The 17,984-nt window shown below is 64.4% G+C and carries 19 protein-coding genes; 9 read left to right on the top strand and 10 right to left on the bottom strand.

Going from position 1 to position 17,984, the window contains the following annotated elements:
- The first annotated feature begins 55 nt into the window (after positions 1-55).
- Positions 56-589, top strand: a complete 534-nt coding sequence (locus BM186_RS05710; protein ID WP_074913838.1) for a hypothetical protein — start codon at positions 56-58, stop codon at positions 587-589.
- The gene (locus BM186_RS05705) at positions 586-1,014 is read left to right on the top strand and encodes a bleomycin resistance protein (RefSeq protein ID WP_072423236.1); all 429 of its coding nucleotides are present in this window, start codon (positions 586-588) and stop codon (positions 1,012-1,014) included. The genes BM186_RS05710 and BM186_RS05705 overlap by 4 nt, the downstream gene beginning before the upstream one ends.
- 76 nt (positions 1,015-1,090) lie before the next feature.
- Here BM186_RS05705 and BM186_RS05700 read toward each other — a convergent pair whose 3' ends face one another.
- The 8 genes from BM186_RS05700 to BM186_RS05665 form a co-directional block, all read right to left on the bottom strand.
- Positions 1,091-2,257: an iron-containing alcohol dehydrogenase gene (locus BM186_RS05700; protein WP_074913837.1), complete on the bottom strand. Its 1,167-nt coding sequence runs from the start codon at positions 2,255-2,257 to the stop codon at positions 1,091-1,093.
- 8 nt (positions 2,258-2,265) lie between these two features.
- On the bottom strand, positions 2,266-3,654 hold the full coding sequence (locus BM186_RS05695; protein ID WP_074913836.1) for an aldehyde dehydrogenase family protein: 1,389 nt from the start codon (positions 3,652-3,654) through the stop codon (positions 2,266-2,268).
- A 99-nt stretch (positions 3,655-3,753) separates the two neighbouring features.
- A complete protein-coding gene (locus tag BM186_RS05690; RefSeq protein ID WP_074913835.1) occupies positions 3,754-5,127 on the bottom strand; it encodes a glutamine synthetase family protein in 1,374 nt (457 codons plus the stop codon).
- Between the two features lie 257 nt (positions 5,128-5,384).
- Complete coding sequence (locus BM186_RS05685; protein WP_074913834.1) at positions 5,385-6,419, bottom strand: TRAP transporter substrate-binding protein; 1,035 nt, start codon at positions 6,417-6,419, stop codon at positions 5,385-5,387.
- Between the two features lie 127 nt (positions 6,420-6,546).
- Positions 6,547-7,872 carry a TRAP transporter large permease gene (locus tag BM186_RS05680; protein WP_074913833.1) on the bottom strand — a complete coding sequence of 442 codons (1,326 nt, stop codon included), beginning with the start codon at positions 7,870-7,872 and terminating at the stop codon, positions 6,547-6,549.
- On the bottom strand, positions 7,872-8,378 hold the full coding sequence (locus tag BM186_RS05675) for a TRAP transporter small permease subunit (protein ID WP_074913832.1): 507 nt from the start codon (positions 8,376-8,378) through the stop codon (positions 7,872-7,874). The genes BM186_RS05680 and BM186_RS05675 overlap by 1 nt, the downstream gene beginning before the upstream one ends.
- A 158-nt stretch (positions 8,379-8,536) precedes the next feature.
- Positions 8,537-9,484 (bottom strand): alpha/beta fold hydrolase, encoded by a 948-nt coding sequence (locus tag BM186_RS05670; RefSeq protein WP_074913831.1) that lies wholly within the window; start codon positions 9,482-9,484, stop codon positions 8,537-8,539.
- Positions 9,485-9,576: 92 nt separating this feature from the next.
- The gene (locus tag BM186_RS05665; protein WP_072423244.1) at positions 9,577-10,476 is read right to left on the bottom strand and encodes an AEC family transporter; all 900 of its coding nucleotides are present in this window, start codon (positions 10,474-10,476) and stop codon (positions 9,577-9,579) included.
- A gap of 273 nt (positions 10,477-10,749) precedes the next feature.
- Here BM186_RS05665 and BM186_RS05660 point away from each other — a divergent pair, with 273 nt between their 5' ends.
- The gene (locus BM186_RS05660; RefSeq protein WP_072423245.1) at positions 10,750-11,229 is read left to right on the top strand and encodes a hypothetical protein; all 480 of its coding nucleotides are present in this window, start codon (positions 10,750-10,752) and stop codon (positions 11,227-11,229) included.
- Positions 11,230-11,291: 62 nt separating this feature from the next.
- Here the strand turns inward: BM186_RS05660 and BM186_RS05655 are convergent, their stop codons facing one another.
- Positions 11,292-12,374, bottom strand: coding sequence for a fatty acid desaturase family protein (locus tag BM186_RS05655; RefSeq protein ID WP_072423246.1), 1,083 nt, complete (start codon positions 12,372-12,374; stop codon positions 11,292-11,294).
- Positions 12,371-13,459 (bottom strand): ferredoxin reductase, encoded by a 1,089-nt coding sequence (locus BM186_RS05650; protein WP_074913830.1) that lies wholly within the window; start codon positions 13,457-13,459, stop codon positions 12,371-12,373. Before BM186_RS05650 ends, BM186_RS05655 begins: the two co-directional genes overlap by 4 nt.
- Positions 13,460-13,606: 147 nt before the next feature.
- Here BM186_RS05650 and fabR point away from each other — a divergent pair, with 147 nt between their 5' ends.
- The 6 genes from fabR to BM186_RS05620 all read left to right on the top strand — a co-directional run bounded on the left by fabR (position 13,607) and on the right by BM186_RS05620 (position 17,916).
- Positions 13,607-14,242 (top strand): HTH-type transcriptional repressor FabR, encoded by a 636-nt coding sequence (gene fabR, locus BM186_RS05645; RefSeq protein WP_074913829.1) that lies wholly within the window; start codon positions 13,607-13,609, stop codon positions 14,240-14,242.
- Between the two features lie 163 nt (positions 14,243-14,405).
- On the top strand, positions 14,406-14,906 hold the full coding sequence (gene ureE, locus BM186_RS05640; protein ID WP_074913828.1) for an urease accessory protein UreE: 501 nt from the start codon (positions 14,406-14,408) through the stop codon (positions 14,904-14,906).
- Between the two features lie 37 nt (positions 14,907-14,943).
- The gene (locus BM186_RS05635) at positions 14,944-15,618 is read left to right on the top strand and encodes an urease accessory protein UreF (RefSeq protein WP_074913827.1); all 675 of its coding nucleotides are present in this window, start codon (positions 14,944-14,946) and stop codon (positions 15,616-15,618) included.
- Positions 15,619-15,634: 16 nt separating this feature from the next.
- On the top strand, positions 15,635-16,249 hold the full coding sequence (gene ureG / locus BM186_RS05630; RefSeq protein ID WP_003246865.1) for an urease accessory protein UreG: 615 nt from the start codon (positions 15,635-15,637) through the stop codon (positions 16,247-16,249).
- A gap of 21 nt (positions 16,250-16,270) precedes the next feature.
- Positions 16,271-16,843 carry a HupE/UreJ family protein gene (locus BM186_RS05625; RefSeq protein ID WP_072423251.1) on the top strand — a complete coding sequence of 191 codons (573 nt, stop codon included), beginning with the start codon at positions 16,271-16,273 and terminating at the stop codon, positions 16,841-16,843.
- Between the two features lie 158 nt (positions 16,844-17,001).
- Complete coding sequence (locus tag BM186_RS05620; protein ID WP_074913826.1) at positions 17,002-17,916, top strand: glycerophosphodiester phosphodiesterase family protein; 915 nt, start codon at positions 17,002-17,004, stop codon at positions 17,914-17,916.
- The last annotated feature ends 68 nt before the right edge of the window (positions 17,917-17,984 follow it).

The raw sequence follows: 17,984 nt of genomic DNA, 5'->3' as shown, positions 1-17,984 counted from the left end.
GCAGCGCGCTTTGACTTATCCTGCGCGCCTTTGCCCCCCGAACAGGAATGCCTCGATGAAAGCCCAGCTGGAAGAACTGATCGCCAAGATAAGCTCCGGCTGCCTGCCCGAGGACGAGATCGCCCGTATCGCCGACGAGGCCACCCAGGCTTACGCCGACCCGACCGCCTTCCTCGCCGCCAACCCGGACGTCAACTACGACGACGAATTCCCCATTGCGCTGGGCGAATGGGTGGTGGTCGGCAGCCTGCCGGATACCGTGCTGTTCCAGGCCGACAGCTATGAGGAGCTGTTCCAGCGCATCACCGAGTCCTTCGGCCCACAAGTGCAGTTCGTGCTCAAGGCCAAGCAACTGGCCAAGACCGAACCGCTCAAGGCGCTCAACCGTATTCAGGTGCAGCTCTCGGCGCTGTCGCCGGAAACCGGCGGCTATGTGCTGGTGGACTTCAGCGAACCGCTGGACGACGAGCTGCAGGCGGTACTGGTGTACGCCAGCGATCTGCCGCGGGTGATGGAGCTGGCGGTGGAAGTAGGCATCTATGCCGCGCCAGCGCTGGAAGCCCTGCAGGCAGCGCAAGACCAGGCATGAGCCAAACACGCCTGCCGGCCCTGACGCCCGAACTACAGGTCGGTGATCTGCTGACCAGTCTGACGTTCTACCAGCAGGTACTGGGTTTCAACCTGCTGTACCAACGCCCCGAGAATGGCTTTGCAGCCATCGTTCTGGGTGAAGCCGCATTGATGCTGGAGCAGATCGACCAGCACGCTCGGCCAAACGATCCCTGGACGATAATGCCGCTCGACCGACCGCTGGGACGCGGCATCAATCTGCAGATCGACGTGGCTGATCTACAGCCGCTGTATCAGGCTTTGCTCGCCAATGACGTACCGCTGCGCCTGCCACCGGAGACGGTGGAATACCGCACTGGCGACAGCTGGGTCAGGGTGCGCCAGCTGATGATCCAGGACCCGGATGGTTACCTGCTACGTTTCAGCCAGGTTCTTGACCGCTGACGCACTCACTGCTCAGCCCGTAGCCCGGATGAAATCCGGGGCAAAGCAGGCCAATCGCTCGCGGATTGCATCCGGGCTACAAGGCCCCACGCAGCGCCTTCTCGAACAACGCGCTGTACTGCGCGGCGCTGAAGGCGATGGGGTTGGTGCCGGCAGAGGGATCGACCTCGGCCATCCGTCCCACCTGCTCGATTCGTGCATCGTCGATGCCGATTTCGCCCAGGCTGTGGGCGATACCCACCTCGCTGCGCAGCGCCAACACCCACTCCAGTACCGCATCGAAGCCGCCTGGCAGCGCCAGATAGCGCGCCATCTTTTCCATTTGCGGCTCGATGGCACCGCGATTGGCCACCAGCACGTAAGGCATCAGCACTGCGTTGAGCAGGCCGTGGTGGGCGTCGTACAGCGCCCCCAGCGGATGCGCCAGCGCATGCATGGCGCCGAGGCCGCGCTGGAAGGCGGTGGCGCCCATGCTCGAGGCCACCAACATCTGCAGCCGCGCCTCGACGTCGGCGCCCTGACTGACCGCACGTGGCAGGTACTGCTGCACCAGGCGCATGCCTTCCAGGGCGATGCCCTCGGCCATGGGATGAAACAGCGGCGAGCAGAAGGCCTCCAGGCTGTGCGACAGGGCGTCCATACCGGTGGCGGCGGTGATCTTCGCCGGCAGCCCGACGGTCAGCTCGGGGTCGAGGATCACCAGCGCCGGCAGCATGCGCGCGTGGAAGATGATGCGCTTGATATGCGCCGCGTCATCGGTGATCACCGAGGCGCGGCCGACTTCCGAGCCGGTACCAGCAGTGGTCGGCACTGCCACCACCGGCGCCATGCCGGCGACATTGACCCGACTGGCGTTGTCGCCGACGTCCTCGAAATCCCACAGCGGCCGCTCCTGGCCGACCATCAGGGCGATGGCCTTGCCGGCATCCAGCGCCGAACCGCCGCCGAAGGCGATCACCCCGTCATGAGCGCCGGCCTTGAACGCCGCCACACCGTCCATCACGTTGGCGCCGGTGGGGTTGCCCTTGATCGCCGAGAACAGCCCTGCGTTCAAGCCAGCATCGCGACACTGGCGCAGCGCCGCGTCGATCATCGGCAGCGCGGCCAGACCGGGGTCGGTGCACAGCAGCGGCGCGCGCATGCCGAGCTGACGGCAGGCCTCGGCCAGCTCGCTGATGCGGCCGACGCCGACGCGCATCGAGGTCGGGTAGTTCCAGTTCATACGGTACTGATCGAGAGTCATTGAACGCCTCACAGCTGAGTCTTGAAGTGGAAGGATTTCGGCCGGGTCAGTTGCTCATAACCGACCCTTGAGAGGGTGCAGCCGCGCCCGGAGTGCTTCACCCCAGTCCAGGCCAGACCGGGGTCGAGGTAGTCGCAGCGGTTGAGAAACACCGTGCCGGCCTCCACCCGATCAGCCAGGGCCATGGCGGCATCGACGTCGCGACTGAATATTGCCGCGGTCAGGCCGAACTCGCTGTCGTTCATCAGCGCCAGCGCCTCCTCGTCGCTGGCGACCTTCTGGATACCCACCACCGGGCCGAAGGATTCCTCGGTCATCACGCGCATTTCATGGTTGACGTTGGTCAGTACCTGCGGCGCCATGTAGGGCGTACCTGGCGCATCCAGGGGAAACTCGGCCGGGTCGATATGCGCCCTGGCGCCCTGCTCGACCGCCTCGGCGATCTGGGCGCGGACGAAGTCGGCGGCGTCGCTGCGCACCAGCGGCCCCAGGGTGGTCTCTGGATCATCCGAACGCCCCAGCTTGTACTGGCGCACCAGCGCCACCGCGCGCTCGACGAACTCATCGAACAATGACTCGTGCACGTAGATGCGCTCGATGCCGCAGCAGGACTGCCCGGAGTTGAAAAAGGCGCCGTCGATGGTGGTTTCCACCGCGTGCTGCAGATCGGCATCGGCCCGGACGTAGGCCGGGTCCTTGCCACCCAGTTCGAGCCCAACACTGATGAAGCGCCCGGCAGCAGCACGCTCGACCATCGCTCCGCCGGGCACCGAACCGGTGAAGGCAACGTGGTCGATACTCGGCGAGCGAATCAGCGCCTCGGTCTCGCCGTGGCTCAGGTGCAGGTACTGGAACACGCCTTCGGGCAGACCGGCCTCGGCGAAGGCCTCGACCATGCGTTCGGCACACAGCGGCGTTTGCGCCGAGTGTTTGAGCAGCACCACGTTGCCCGCCAACAGCGCCGGCATCACCGCGTTGACGGCGGTCAGATAGGGGTAGTTCCAGGGCGCGATGATCAACGCCAAGCCCAGCGGCTCGCGGCGAATGAAACGGGTGAAACCGGCCTTTTCCGGCAGGCGGATATCGGCCAGTGAGCCCTCGGCGATATCGGCCATATGGCTGGCACGTTCGACGAAACCACGGATCTCGCCGGCGGCGTAACGGATCGGCCGGCCCATCATCCAGCACAACTCTTCGGCCAGCTGCGCCTCACGTGCAGCGAAGGCTTCGATGGCGCGCCGGCCGATGGCGATACGCTCACGCAGCGGCGTCTGCTTCCAGGCCTGCTGCGCCAGCTCGGCCTTGGCCAGCGCGACCAGCACCTCGGGATTCGACGCCAGATGACGCTCGACGTAGACCGAACCGTCGATGGGGGAAATACATTGCAGTTTGCTCATAAGGTGCTCCGTAAGAGGAATCGCGACCCACGCGGTGGATCGCGTGCGCGCTCGGCCCCCTCGCCCCTCCGGGGAGACGGTTGGGGAGAGGGGGAGCGCTCAGATGATTTCGAAGTAGCGATCCAGCTCCCAGTCGCTGACATGGCGACGGTACTCGCGCTCTTCCCATTCGCGGCTGGCGGCGAAGTGCTCGACGAAGGCATCACCGAACAGTTCGCGGGCGGCCTGCGAGCCCTTCAGACGCTGCGCGGCGTCCCACAGCGTGCGCGGCAACGCCAGATCCTCTGGATGCTTGACCGCGTAGGCGTTACCGCTGACCGGTTCGGTCGGCTCCCACTCCTGCATGACGCCGTACAAGCCCGAACCGATGGCCACCGACAGCGCCAGGAACGGATTGCCGTCGGCGGCGCCGAGGCGGTACTCCTGACGCTGCGACTTGTCGCTCCCAGGGATCACCCGCAGCGCTGCGGTGCGGTTCTCCACGCCCCAGGTGGCGTCGGTCGGTGCCCAGAAACCGGGGATCAGGCGCCGATAGCTGTTCAGGGTCGGCGCCACCATGCACAGGAACTCCGGCATCAGGCGCTGCTGCCCGGCGAGAAAATGCCGCTGCAACTTGCTCATGTTGTGCGCCTGGCTGGGGTCGTAGAAGGCCGATTTGTCGCTCTTGCGATCACGTAATGAGACATGTATGTGCCCGCTTTGCCCCGGATACTTGCCCGACCACTTGGCCATGAAGGTGGCCATAAGGCCGTTGCGCTGGGCCAGCACCTTCATGAAGGTCTTGAACAGCGCGCCCTTGTCCGCCGCCGCCTCGGCGCGGTCATAGGCGATTGCCGCCTCGAGCACGCCCGGCCCGGTCTCGGTGTGCAGGCCCTCGATGGGGAAATCCATCGCCTCGCCCATTTCGAGAATCTGGTGATAGAGCTCGGCATGCACCGAGTTGCGGATCATCGAGTAACCGAACCAGTCCGGGGTGAATGGCTTCAGATCGCGAAAGCCCTTGGCCCTTGCCGAGTCCGGGGTTTCATCGAACATGAAGAATTCGTATTCCAGCGCGGCATAGGGCTCGAAGCCCATGTCCTGGCAGCGCTGGATCACCCGGCGCAGGGTACCGCGCGGGCACACCGACTCGGCCTGCTGATCGAATTCGGCGAGAAACAGCAGCATGCCGTTCTCGAAGGGGATCTCGCGGCAGGTGTGCGGCAGGATGCGCACCGGCGCGTCCGGGTAGCCACTGTGCCAGCCGGTGTACTGAGCGTTGTCGTAGAGCTGGTCCTTGACGTCCCAGCCGAGCACCACATCGCAGAAAGCGAAACCGTGCTCAAGGGCGGAGAAGAACTTGCTGCGGCTCATGTACTTGCCGCGCATCACCCCGTCGTTATCGAACAGACCGACCTTGACGTGGCTCAGGCCACGCTCCTCGACGATGCGCCGGGCATCGCCCAGGGTCTTTACATCCCGTGGTTTGAACATGCTAACCCCTGTGTCTTGTTGTTATGGCCAACGGGTTCAGCGCAGGGCTGGGCATCCATGACCGGCCAGGCAAGGCCGACGACGCACGAGCGCAGCACGACGCGTGTGACAGCGTCCGTTTCAGGCTCATAGAGTGTGGTACAGGATTGCCGGGATGGCAGGGAAGCGGCGGGAAAAATCTGGCTGGCGCGATGCTGTACGGGATAGAACCGCGCCCGTACCGCTCGGTACGGGCGCTCTGGCTTACTCAAATGACATCAACGATAAGGCGCCCCCGCCTTTGCCATCAGTGCGTTGTACTTCTTGAAGATATCCACCACCTTGGCGCAGCGCGGGCTGGTCTTGGCGATCTCGTCCCAGAACTTCAGCGCCTCGGCCTCCACCGTGGCCCATTCCTCGGCGGGGATGGAGGTCAGCTCCAGTTTGCCGCCCTCGACCCGCAGCTGCGCCTCGCCGCCCCAGTACCAGTGCTGACGGTAGTAGTTGGAACTGTCCATGCACAGTTTGAACAGGGTCTTGAGGTGCTCCGGCACTTCCGCCCATTTGTCCGAGTTGGCGAAGTAGGAACCGCACCAGGCGCCGGAGATGTTGTTGGTGAGGAAGTACTTGGTGACGTTGGCCCAGCCGACGGTGTAGTCCTCGGTGATGCCGGACCAGGCGATGCCGTCCAGCTCTCCAGTCTGGATCGCCACCTCGATGTCCTCCCAGGGCAGGGTCACCGGGATCACGCCGAAGCGCGAGAGGAACTTGCCGGCGGTAGGAAAGGTGAAGATACGCTTGCCCTTGAGGTGTTCGAGCTTGGTGATCGGCTCGACCGTGGCGAAGTGGCAAGGGTCCCAGGCGCCAGCGCCGAGCCAGGTGACGCCCTTGACCTCGCCATAGGCCTCGGCCCAGATCTCGTTGAGCCCGTACTGCTCGAACAGAACCGGCACATCGAGGCTGTAGCGGGTGGCGAAGGGGAAGTAACCGCCGAATACAGAGACGTCCACTGGCGCCGCAATCGAGTCGTCATCACTCTGCACCGCATCGATGGTGCCGCGTTGCATGGCGCGGAACAGCTCGCCAGTCGGCACCAACTGGTCGGCGAAATACAGCTGGATCTCCATCTGGCCATTGGCGGCCTTGTTGAAGGCGTCGATCGAGGGTTTGATCACGTGCTCGGCCAGTGCCGCGCCGGCGTAGGTCTGCAATCGCCAGGTGATCTTCTTCGGCTCGGCGGCGTAGATGTGCGCCGAGCCCAAGGCCGCGGTACCAACTGCGGCGGTTTTCAGGAAATCGCGTCTCGTACTCATGCTGGTCTCTCCGTAATGTCGATGCAGATGCAATACAACCGCTCAATGCCGCCAGAGCTGACGGCCTTACCAGTGGCCGGACGATCCGGCTCGACTGCTGGCGCGTGGACGCGCCGATTTCCGTTGATCAACCGCCGTAGTGCAGTTGCGGCAACCACAGCGCCAGCTGCGGGAAGACCATGACCAGGGTCAGCGCCAGGACCATGATGAAGACGAAGGGTATGACCGAGACGTAGATGTCGCGCAGGGTCACTTCCGGTGGTGCCATCGCGCGCATGAGGAACAGGTTGTAGCCGAATGGCGGGGTCATGTAGGCGATCTGGCAGGTGATGGTGTAGAGCACGCCGTACCAGATCAGGTCAAAGCCCAGGGCACCGACCAGCGGGATGTAGAGTGGCGCGACGATCACCAGCATGGCGGTGTCGTCGAGGAACATGCCCATCACGATGAACGAGATCTGCATCAGGATGAGAATCTGCCACGGCCCCAGGTGCAGACTGTCGACGAAGAAGCCTTCGATGGCCTTGACCGCGCCGAGGCCGTCGAACACCGCGCCGAAGCACAGCGCGGCGAGAATGATCCACATGAACATGCAGCTGATGGCCAGGGTCTTGCGCAGCGTTTCCTCCATCACCTTGCCGCTCAGCCGCCCCTTGAACAAAGCCGCCAGGGTCGCAGCACTGGCGCCCACCGCCGAGCTTTCCACCAGGCTGGTGTACCCCAGCAGGAACAGCCCGGTCATCGACAGGAAAATGAACACCGGCACCAACCCGGCATTGAGCAGCCGCAGCTTCTCCTGCATGCTGATCTGCTCACGTTCGGCCTGTGCCAGAGGCGGGCCGAGATGCGGCTGCAGGCGGCAGCGAATGGCGATGTAGAGCATGAACATGCCGGCCATCATCAAGCCCGGAATCGCCCCGGCCAGCCACAGCTGGCCCACCGGCTGGCGCGCGATCATGCCGTAGAGCACAAGCACCACGCTGGGCGGAATGAGGATGCCCAGCGAGCTGCCAGCCTGGATCACCCCGGTGATCATGACCTTGTCGTAGCCACGCCTGAGCAGCTCGGGCAGGGCGATGCTGGCGCCGATGGCCATACCGGCCACGCTCAGGCCGTTCATCGCCGAGATCGCCACCATGAGGAAGATGGTGCCGATGGCCAGGCCGCCCGGCAGCGGGCCCATCCACACATGGAACATCTTGTACAGGTCTTCGGCGATGCCCGACTCGGAGAGCATGTAACCCATGAACACGAACATCGGCAGGGTCAGCAACGGGTACCACTTCATCAGTTTCATGGCCGCGCTGAAGGCCATCTCCGAGCCGCCATCGCCCCACAACAGCAATGCAGCAGCCGCAGCGACGAAGCCGATGGCGCCGAAGACCCGCTTACCGGTCAGCAGCAGCAACATCATCGAGGAGAACATCAACAGCGCGATCAGCTCGTAGCTCATCAGAGCGTCTCCCCACGGGCTGCGTACAGGTCCTTGAAGAAGGTGGCGACTGCCTGCAACAGCATCAGGGCGATGCCGAAACACATGACGATCTTGATCGGCGCCATATGGGGCGACCAGGCCGAGTAGCTGGTCTCCTTGTATTCGATGGCGTACTCGGTGGAGGAGATGCCGCCGATCAGCAGCATCACCAGATAGAAGATCAGCATCAACACGGTGATCGCATCGACCACGGCGCGGGCGCGCGGCGACCAGGCGCTGTAGACCAGGTCCATGCGCACATGAGCGTCGAGCTGCATCGAGTAGGCACCGCCGAGCAGGAAGTAGGCGACCATGAGGAACTGGGCGCTTTCCAGGGTCCATATCGATGGGGTGAAGAAGGTCTTGCTGATGGAGGAGTACAGGAGCACCGCCAGCATGGCGAAGATCAGGTACATGGCGAAACGCCCGACCCTCCGGTTGAATGCGTCCACTACCCGGACGAAAGCTCTAATGCCCTTGCGCATGCAGTTTCCTGCTTTTCTTGTTCGTTATCCCGTCAGCCTAGACGAAGATTCGCCAAAGCCAACCGCCCCGCCGAGCCATAGCAGGAAACGCGCCAGCCATTAACAGCCAGCGCTTCCACGAATAAAATCAAAGGCTTGGAAAATACCGTGCTAGAGCCTCAGCGCTGCAGAAAGGCAACGAGCACCGCAACGGTGCGCTGCGGCTCCTCCTCCTGGGGCACATGGCCAAGGTCGTCGAACAGCACCAACTGGCTGTCGGCGATGTCAGCGGCGAAACGTTCGGCATTGTCCGGCGGAATCAGCCGATCACGCCCACCCCAGATGATCAGCGTCGGCAATTGCAGTTCGCCGATGCGCTCATGCAGCTCGCCACTGGGGGCCTGGGCGAAGCGCTGACGCAAGGCCTGACGATTGCCGGCACGCAGGGTCAGCTGGTAGTAACGCTCGACCAGTTCGTCATCGACTTTGTCTGGATCGCCATAAACATTGCGCACGCTCGACTCGATCATGCTCCGCGGCAACAAGCGGCTCATCAACGGCGCCAAGGCCGGGATGCCGGCCAGACGAAATCCTATCGGCACCGATTCGGCGTTGCGCGGATAACCGGCTGCATCCACCAGCACCAGACGCGCGCTGCGTTCGGGATGGGCCAGGGCAAAGCGCCAGGCCAACTGGCCGCCGAAACTGTTGCCGACCAGCACTACACGGCTCACCTGCAGATGATCGAGCAGACTGCGGAGAAAGCCTGTGTAGTGCTCGACGCGGTAATCACCATCGGGAAATGGCCCGGTCAGGCCGAAACCAGGTAAGTCCAGGCTGATCACGCGACGCTGCTTGGCCAGCTCTTTTACCCAACCGTCCCAGGTATGCAGGCTGGCGGAGGTGCCGTGCAACAGCAGGATGGGCTCGGGGTCATCGCGCCGCCCCTGATCACGCAGGTGCACCGACATTCCATCGATATCGACGAACTGCGAAGGCGGTGGCGCCCAGCGCGCCTTGAGTTCGTCCAGCGGGCGATCCGGGGCCCAGCTGAGTGCGACTAAGGTGGCAAGGGTCAATCCGACCACCAACAGCAGGCCGAGCAGCACATGGGCGAGGCGTTTCATCTGGGCAGTCCTGAATGGATCGGAAGCGCGATGCTAGCCGGCCACCGCGAACACGCCTATCGCCCGGAAGAGGGAATCGCCAGACAGAACAATCAGAACCCTACCAGCAGCATCCACAACGGCAGTGAAACCGCCGCCAACAGCGTCGACAGCGAGATCGCCGCGCTGACGCTGCGGCTGTCTTCGGCCGTACGGGCAAAGGCCATCACGTTGACCCCGCTGGGACAGGCCGCGAGCAGCACCAGCACGCTGCGCGCCGTCTCGTTCAGGCCCGGCAGCTGGCCGCTGAGCCACCACACCAGCGCCGGGAACAGCAGCAGCTTGGCCAAGGCCACGCCCCAGGCCTCGCCGGTAGGGCGCAGACGATAACGCGACAGGCTGGCGCCGAGCACGATCAAGGCGCAAGGTAAGGCAGCCTGGCCCAGCCAGGTGATCGCCCGCCACAGGCTCTCCGGCACCTGCAGCCCGGACAGGTTGAGCAGTGCGCCCAATCCCAGCCCAATGATCATCGGGTTGGCCAGGTTCTTCAGCAGCGCGCGACCGTCGACACGCTCCTGACTACCGAAAGCGGCATAGAAACTGTGCAGGGAAAACAGCGTGAGGCTGTGGAACACCAGGATGGCGAACACGTAGAGCAGGCCGTCGTTGCCCATCAGGCTGGCGATCAGCGGAATGCCCACCAGCACGTTGTTGGAGAACGCCGCCACCAATCCCAGCGGCGTCGCCGTACCGCGACGCCAGTGCGCCAGTACGTTTACCGCGCCGAACACCAGCAGTACCGGCAGGTAGTAGGCCAACAGCAGCATCGGCGACAGACCTTCGGCCAGCGATGCCTTGGCGATACCGGCGAACAGCAGCGTCGGCATGAACAGCTTGAAGGTGATGTTGGCCAGACCGGCCGCCGACTCGTTGGTGAGCCACTGGCGCCAGCCGAGCAGATAGCCGAGAACGATCAAAGCGAAGATCGGCAAAATTGCCTGTGCCGCGAGCATTGCTGAGCCTGCCTCCAGGGAACTGCAAAAGAGGACGGATCGAGCACGACCCGCAAGGGTCGCCAAGCATACGCGCGCCCGGCATTCAGCGCGATGCCTGGCTAAACATTCGTCGCGACGCGTAACGCCCGCCCACAAGCCCCGAGATAGAGCCTTCCGATCGAGTATTGAGAGGGTCGATGTTCACTATCAGGCCAGTCAAGTTCTTATCTGCGCTCATGTCCTCAAGAATTGACTCCGACGCCACTTATTACTCCCCAAGGAGACATCGACATGAAAGCTCAACTGACCCTCGCCACTCTGGCCCTTAGTCTGATCACCACCAGCGTATTCGCCGCATCGAGCAGCGCGCCCTTCCCTCTGGTGGGCGAAGCCAAGGACAGCCAGGTACAACAGCAACCCATCGCACCGCTCGCCGAAGACGGTTCCGACCGCACGCCGGGTGCCCAGCGCATCCAGCTGACCGAGGGTGGCTATGAGCGCACCCCAGGTGCCCAGCGCATCCAACTGGTAGAGGGCGGCTATGAGCGTACTCCGGGCGCTCAGCGCGTTCAACTGGCTGAAGGCGGTTATGACCGCACCCCCGGCGCGCAACGCCTGCAGCTGGCCGAAGACGGCTCCGACCGTACCCCGGGTGCACAGCGCATCCAGCTGGCCGAAGGCGGCTACGAGCGCACGCCGGGCGCCCAGCGTGTTCAGCTGGCCGAGGGTGGTTCCGGTCGCCTGATCAAGCAGCGTGGCCACACGGCCTGAGCCCTGTAGTCACACCCCCAAAGCCCGGCGCATGCCGGGCTTTTTTATGCCTTTCACGCGAGTCACGCCATCCCGGCAGCGGGTAAACGGTAGATCCAGATACGCCGCAGCACGGTCGCAAATTGTCCCCACAAGGTGCCGCAGTTGTAATGCTGACCATAGCGCTGGGCGACCAGGCGCACCTCGCGCGCCAGTTCGGCATAGCGCCGAGCCGGCAGATCGGGGAACAGGTGATGCTCGATCTGATGGCTGAGGTTGCCGGTCAGAATATGCAGCAGCGGCCCACCGGACAGATTGCTGGAACCACGCAGCTGGCGCAGGTACCAGTGCCCACGCGTCTCCCCTTCCAATACTTCGGGTGCAAACACCGCCGCCTTCTCGGTGAAATGGCCGCAGAAGATCACCAGAAAGGTCCACAGATTGCGCAGCAGATTGGCCACCAGGTTGCCGGTCAGTACGGCCAGTGCATTGGCGCCGAGCAGCACGGCCAGCAGCGGAAACGCCAGATAGTCCTTGCCCCACTGCCGCGCCAGCTTGGCGCCGAACTGACGCGCCAGCGGCCGTACTTCCTCCTTGCTGATGCGGCCTTTCACCAGCTTGTCCAGGCGCAGGTGCTGGATGGCCACGGCGTACTGGAACAGCAGCGCCTGGATCGTCACCCACAAGGGTTGCCAGCGGTAGAACGGCTTCCAGCGCTGCTCGGGGAACAGGCGCACCACGCCATAGCCGACGTCATCGTCCATGCCCAGTACGTTGGTGTAGGTGTGATGCACGTGGTTATGCGTATGCCGCCAGAAATCGGCCGGCCCGACGATGTCCCATTCGTACTGGCGCCCGGCGAATTCCGGGTCGTTCATCCAGTCGTACTGGCCGTGCATGACGTTGTGGCCCAGCTCCATGTTCTCGAGGATCTTGCCCAGCCCCAGCAAGAAGGTGCCGAGCAGCCAGGTCGGCGGGAACCAGCCGAACATCAGCAGCGCGCGACCACTCCAGCAACACCAACGCACGGCCGCGCGTACGCGACGGATATAGCGCGCGTCGGCCTCGCCCAGATCAGCCAGGGTGCGCTGGCGCAGAGCATCCAGCTCCTGGCCGAAGGCTTCGAGTTCGGCGGGGTTCAACTCACGATCAACACGAGCCGTCACAGATCGATCTCCACATCCCCATGCGGGGCGCTGACGCACAAGCGAATGGATTGGTTGGGCTCGGCGAAAAGCTCACCACTGCGCAGATCGCGCACCGTGCCGGCCAGCAGCAGGCAGGTGCAGCTGGTGCAGATGCCCTGGCGACAGCCATGAGCCGGGCGCAGCCCGCTGGCCTCGGCCTGCTCCAGCAGACTGGCGTTGCCGTTGCCCGAAACCTGCTGGCCGCTGCGCGCAAAGCGCAGACGAACCTCGCCGGTATCGGCCTCAGCCAGCACCGGCAGTGGGCTGAAGCTTTCCGCCTGCAGGCTGCGCCCGCGCCCGGCGTCGCGCCACCAGCCGCACGCCTGATCGACGAAACCACGCGGGCCGCATATCAACAGGTGCGCGCCCGACAGCGCCGCCAGCTGTTCGGCCGTCAGGCGGCCACCATCCTCACCACTGAAGGCCCAGCGCACCTGGAAGTTGGTGTAACGCGCAGCCAGCGCCTGCAGCTCTTCGGCAAAGGCCTGCTGCCCCCGGCGACGTACCTGGTGCAGCAGCGTCACCGGCGCAGAAAAGCCACGCGCCAGCGCATCACGCAACAAACCGAACAACGGCGTGATGCCACTGCCAGCCGCCAGCAGCAACACCGCATTCTGCTCCTGCGGCCAGGCGAAATCGCCAAATGCCTGACCCAACTCGACCACCTCACCCACCTCCAGATGATCGAGCAGCCGATTGGACAGGCGCCCGCCCGGCTGGCGTTTGATCGCAAGCTCGATGCGCCCGTCGGCAGCCACTGACGTGAGACTGTAACTGCGCCCGTGACGCACGCCGTCCTGATCCAGATACAGGTGAACGTGTTGCCCGGCTCGCCAGTCCTGCGCATTGCCGTTGCAGCGCAGCTCAAGTGCCAGCATGTCGTCGGCCACCCAACGGCGCGCCTCGACCTGGGCGAACACGCGATTGAGGCGCAGTGCCGGGTGCAGCAGGCGCAAGCACAGATCGACATCTGCCTCACGCAACCAACCGACCGCACAGAGCCGGCGCAGCGGTTGCAGACCGCGAGCGACATGCCGCGCCAGCGCCAGGGAAAGCAGAGCCATGAATGAATTCCAGTGAACACTTGTGCACGAGGCTGACAGATAGCCTGTATTTCAGTCAACAGTCGTTCACCGAACTACATTCGCGCGGTTCGACGCTGGCGCCGTGCATTTGCTAGAGTGCGGCATCGCTCAATGACCCGATTTCGCATGACGCCACGCGCCGAACAGAAACAGCAGACTCGCCAGGCCCTGATGGAAGCCGCGCTCACCCTGATGGAGAGCGGCCGTGGTTTTGGCAGCCTGAGCCTGCGCGAAGTGACCCGCGTCGCCGGCATCGTGCCCACCGGTTTCTATCGCCACTTCGCCGACATGGACGAGCTGGGCCTGGCGCTGGTGGCGGAGGTAGGCGAAACCTTCCGTGCGGCGATCCGCCAGGTGCGCCGCCATGAGTTCGAGATGCGCGGCATGATCGACGCCTCGGTGCGTATCTTCCTTGCCGAAGTGGCTGCCAATCGCGCTCAGTTCCTCTTTCTCGCCCGCGAGCAGTATGGCGGTTCGCAACCGGTGCGCCAGGCCGTTGCGGCCCTGCGCGAACGCATCACCAGCGACCTGGCCGCCGACCTCAAGCTGATGAATCGCATGCCGCACCTCGATGATGCAGCGCTCGACGTGGTGTCGGATCTGGTGGTGAAGACGGTATTCGCCACCCTGCCCGAACTGATCGACCCGCCCGCTGAAACCCTGCCGGCGCACCTCACGGCAGAAGCCAAGGTCATTCAGCAGCTGCGCTTCATCATGGTCGGTGGCAAGCACTGGCTGGGCCTGGGCAAGCCTTCCGAGTAGCGCGCACCACAATCGTGCACCGACAGCGAAAACGCACCAAATAAATCCTGACCACCTCACCAAGTTATCCACAGCACGCAGAAATGCGCTGCCTTGCGCCACTCTCCAGCCTTGGCAAGCCACTTGCACTATTTCCGGGCACATTGCCCCGGAATAAACACAGATGCTGGTGATCCACGCCCGAATCGCGCCGCAAAATGCCTGCGACGCTGAACTGGAACTGACCTTCGAAGCACGCAGCAAAAGCCGCCTGCGCTGTTTCACCACCAGCGGTGAAGAAGTCGGCCTGTTTCTCGAGCGGGGCCAGCCGGCACTGGCCGACGGCGAATGCCTGCAAGCCAAGGACGGGCGCATCGTGCGCGTGCGTGCCAAAGCCGAGCCGCTGCTGCATGTCACCTGCGCCAGCCCCTTCGAGCTGATGCGCGCCGCCTACCACCTGGGTAACCGCCATGTCGCCCTGCAACTGGGCGACGGCTGGCTGCGCCTGCCCGACGACTACGTGCTCAAGGCCATGCTGGAGCAGCTCGGCGCCACGGTCGAAGCCGTCCAAGCGCCCTATCAGCCCGAGCAAGGCGCCTATGGCGGCGGTCATCATCACTCCCATCACGGCGACGAGGAATTCAACTACGGCCCGCGCCTGCACCAGTTCGGTGTGCGCAAGTGAGCCAAGCGCCGTCGCCCGCGCGTATCGGGGCCAGTTCATGAAACCCGCCTGGGCTCTGCTGCGTCTGGCCAGCCCGCAGTTGCCGATTGGCGGCTACAGCTACTCGCAAGGCCTGGAATGGGCCATCGACAGTGGCCTGATCACTGATGCCACAGGCGCCGAGCGCTGGCTGGCCGATCAACTCACGCTCAACCTAGCCCGCTTCGAAGCACCGCTGCTGCTGGCTCACTGCCGCGCTGCACACGAGGGTGACTGGCCGCACCTGCAGGCGCTGGCCGAACAGCACCGCGCCAGTCGTGAAACCCGCGAGCTGGCTCTGGAAAGCCGGCAGATGGGTTATTCGCTGCGGCAACTGCTCGAAGGCCTGCCCGAGCTGGACAAGGCGGCGCGTAAACTGCTCGCAACCCAGGACGAACCGGGCCTGGCCCTGACCTGGGCTCTGGCCGCGCGCGCCTGGCAGATCACCCCGGACGATGCCCTGGCCGCCTGGTTCTGGGGCTGGCTGGAAAACCAGCTGGCCGTCCTGATGAAGGTGCTGCCGCTGGGCCAGCAGGCCGCCCAGCGCCTGACCAGCCGCCTGCTGCCAACGCTCGAGGCCGCCCAGCAGCAGGCCGCCAGCCTTTCTCCCGAACACTGGGGCAGTGCCGCCTTCGGCCTGGCCCTGGCGAGCATGGCGCACGAGCGCCAGTACTCGCGTCTCTTCCGCTCCTGACGAGGAACATCAGCACATGAACAGCCAACCTCTGCGGGTCGGTATCGGCGGCCCGGTCGGTTCCGGCAAGACCGCCCTGACCCTGGCCCTGTGCCGCGCCCTGCGCGAGCGCTACAACATCGCCGTGGTCACCAACGATATCTATACCCAGGAAGACGCCCAGTTCCTGGTGCGCAACGAGGCCCTGGAGCCCGAGCGCATCATCGGCGTGGAAACCGGCGGCTGTCCGCACACCGCTATCCGCGAGGACGCCTCGATCAACCTGGAAGCCGTGGAGCAGCTCAACCGCCGCTTCCCTGGCCTGGACCTGATCATCGTCGAGTCCGGCGGCGACAACCTGTCGGCCACCTTCAGCCCCGAGCTGTCCGACCTGACCCTCTACGTGATCGACGTATCCGCCGGCGACAAGCTGCCACGCAAGGGCGGCCCAGGCATCTGCAAGTCCGACCTGCTGGTGATCAACAAGGTCGACCTGGCCCCCATGGTCGGCGCCTCGCTCGAAGTGATGGAGCGCGACACGCTGAAGATGCGCGGCGACAAGCCCTTCGTCTTCAGCAATCAAAAAATCGGCCAGGGTCTCGACGAGATCATCGCCTTCATAGAACGCCAGGGCATGCTCACGGCGGCCTGATTCCACCTCAAGGAGATCCACATGAATCTGCGCAAAACCCTCTACGCCATCGCCCTGTTCTGCACCCCGGCGCTGGCCTTCGCCCACCCAGGGCATGGTGACTCCGGGATCATGGCCGGCCTGGCCCACCCGGTGTTTGGCCTGGATCACCTGCTGGCGATGTTCGCCGTTGGCCTGTGGGCCGCGCAGCAGAGTGGCGCAGCACGCTGGGCGCTGCCGGCGACCTTCGTCGGCAGCATGCTGATCGGCGGCCTGCTGGGTTTCGCCGGGGTGGAAATTCCGCTGATGGAAACCGGCATCGCCGGTTCGGTGCTGGCCTTCGGTCTGCTGGTGGCCGTGGCGGCGCGCCTGCCAATGGCCGCATCCATGACCCTGACCGCAGTATTTGCCCTGACCCACGGCGTCGCCCATGGCCTGGAGCTGCCGGACCTGGCCAGCCCCTTCGGCTACGCCATCGGCTTCATCGTCGCCACCGCAGCACTGCACGCTGTCGGCTTCGCCCTGGTGCGCTTTCTGCCGCGAGCGGCCGCACCGCTGGTGCGCATCGCTGGCGCTGCGTCAGCCGCCACTGGCGTCTGGCTGCTGGCCAGCTAAGCGCCGGCAATCGGTAAGGTGCGCCATGCGCACCAATGTCGACTCGTCCATCGCGAACACTGCGGTGCGCGACGTACCTTACCGACCGCCACCACAGCACTTGCCAACGCCCCCTGCGCTGGGGCACAAAGTCCCGAACCGCTTTCGAGACCCGGCCCATGCTGCGCTTCACCCGATTTCTGCTCGTCCCGCTGCTGCTGATCGGCATCATCGTGCTGGTACTGACGCTGACCAGCCGTCAGGCGAGCATGCCTGCGGTGCTCGAAGACCTCGGCGAACGCCCTCTGGTGATCGCCCATCGCGGTGGCAAGGGGCTATGGCCGGAGAACACCCTGTTCGCCTTCGAACGCGCCGCTGCTCTCGGCGTCGACATGCTGGAGATGGATCTGCACCTGAGTCAGGACGCCAAGCTGGTGGTGATCCATGATGAAACCCTGGAACGCACCACCAATGGCCAGGGCCCGGTCGCGCACTTCAGCCTCGCCGAACTGCAAGCGCTCGATGCCGGCTACAAATGGACGGCCGATGGCGGCCAGAGCTATCCCTACCGTGGCCAGGGTACGCGCATCGCCGCGCTGGAAGAGGTGTTCGAGCGCTTCCCATTGATCCCCAAGGCGCTCGAAATCAAGGTGCCCGATGTCGGCATGGAAGCTGTGCTCTGCGAAATGCTGGCGGCTTATGACCAACTCGATCGGGTCATCGTCGGCAGCTTTCATGAGCGCAGCCTCAAGCGCTTTCGTGAGCTCTGTCCGGAGGTCGCCACCTCGGCCGGACCGGTTTCGGTGCGCCTGTTGCTGGCGCTGAACTGGTTGGGTCTGAGCGACCTGCTATCACCCTCCTACCCGGTACTGCAGATTCCGCCCCAGCACAGCGGCCTGACCCTGGCCACCCCGCGCCTCATAGGCAATGCACAGACGCGTGGCTTGCACGTACAGCTGTGGACAATCAACGAACAGCCGGAAATGCGGCGACTACTGGAAATGGGCGCCAACGGGCTGATCACCGACTACCCGGATCGCGCCTTGCAGCTGCTCGGCCGCTCCACACAGCTCGGCGCGCTGCAGCCACAATGATGGCGAGCAACTCGCCACTTGCTCTTCGAGCCCGCCCGACAGGCGCTTGGTGGCCTTGCCACCAGCTT

Source organism: Ectopseudomonas toyotomiensis, assembly GCF_900115695.1.
Taxonomy (GTDB): Bacteria; Pseudomonadota; Gammaproteobacteria; order Pseudomonadales; family Pseudomonadaceae; genus Aquipseudomonas; species Aquipseudomonas toyotomiensis.
Note: the sequence above shows the minus strand (reverse complement) of the source record. Positions and strands in the feature narration are given on the sequence as shown.

Coding starts and splice junctions, on each gene's coding strand:
- BM186_RS05710 (WP_074913838.1), top strand. CDS start 56: ATGAAAGCCCAGCTGGAAGAACTGATCGCCAAGATAAGCTCCGGCTGC.
- BM186_RS05705 (WP_072423236.1), top strand. CDS start 586: ATGAGCCAAACACGCCTGCCGGCCCTGACGCCCGAACTACAGGTCGGT.
- BM186_RS05700 (WP_074913837.1), bottom strand. CDS start 2,257: ATGACTCTCGATCAGTACCGTATGAACTGGAACTACCCGACCTCGATG.
- BM186_RS05695 (WP_074913836.1), bottom strand. CDS start 3,654: ATGAGCAAACTGCAATGTATTTCCCCCATCGACGGTTCGGTCTACGTC.
- BM186_RS05690 (WP_074913835.1), bottom strand. CDS start 5,127: ATGTTCAAACCACGGGATGTAAAGACCCTGGGCGATGCCCGGCGCATC.
- BM186_RS05685 (WP_074913834.1), bottom strand. CDS start 6,419: ATGAGTACGAGACGCGATTTCCTGAAAACCGCCGCAGTTGGTACCGCG.
- BM186_RS05680 (WP_074913833.1), bottom strand. CDS start 7,872: ATGAGCTACGAGCTGATCGCGCTGTTGATGTTCTCCTCGATGATGTTG.
- BM186_RS05675 (WP_074913832.1), bottom strand. CDS start 8,378: ATGCGCAAGGGCATTAGAGCTTTCGTCCGGGTAGTGGACGCATTCAAC.
- BM186_RS05670 (WP_074913831.1), bottom strand. CDS start 9,484: ATGAAACGCCTCGCCCATGTGCTGCTCGGCCTGCTGTTGGTGGTCGGA.
- BM186_RS05665 (WP_072423244.1), bottom strand. CDS start 10,476: ATGCTCGCGGCACAGGCAATTTTGCCGATCTTCGCTTTGATCGTTCTC.
- BM186_RS05660 (WP_072423245.1), top strand. CDS start 10,750: ATGAAAGCTCAACTGACCCTCGCCACTCTGGCCCTTAGTCTGATCACC.
- BM186_RS05650 (WP_074913830.1), bottom strand. CDS start 13,459: ATGGCTCTGCTTTCCCTGGCGCTGGCGCGGCATGTCGCTCGCGGTCTG.
- fabR (WP_074913829.1), top strand. CDS start 13,607: ATGACGCCACGCGCCGAACAGAAACAGCAGACTCGCCAGGCCCTGATG.
- ureE (WP_074913828.1), top strand. CDS start 14,406: ATGCTGGTGATCCACGCCCGAATCGCGCCGCAAAATGCCTGCGACGCT.
- BM186_RS05635 (WP_074913827.1), top strand. CDS start 14,944: ATGAAACCCGCCTGGGCTCTGCTGCGTCTGGCCAGCCCGCAGTTGCCG.
- ureG (WP_003246865.1), top strand. CDS start 15,635: ATGAACAGCCAACCTCTGCGGGTCGGTATCGGCGGCCCGGTCGGTTCC.
- BM186_RS05625 (WP_072423251.1), top strand. CDS start 16,271: ATGAATCTGCGCAAAACCCTCTACGCCATCGCCCTGTTCTGCACCCCG.
- BM186_RS05620 (WP_074913826.1), top strand. CDS start 17,002: ATGCTGCGCTTCACCCGATTTCTGCTCGTCCCGCTGCTGCTGATCGGC.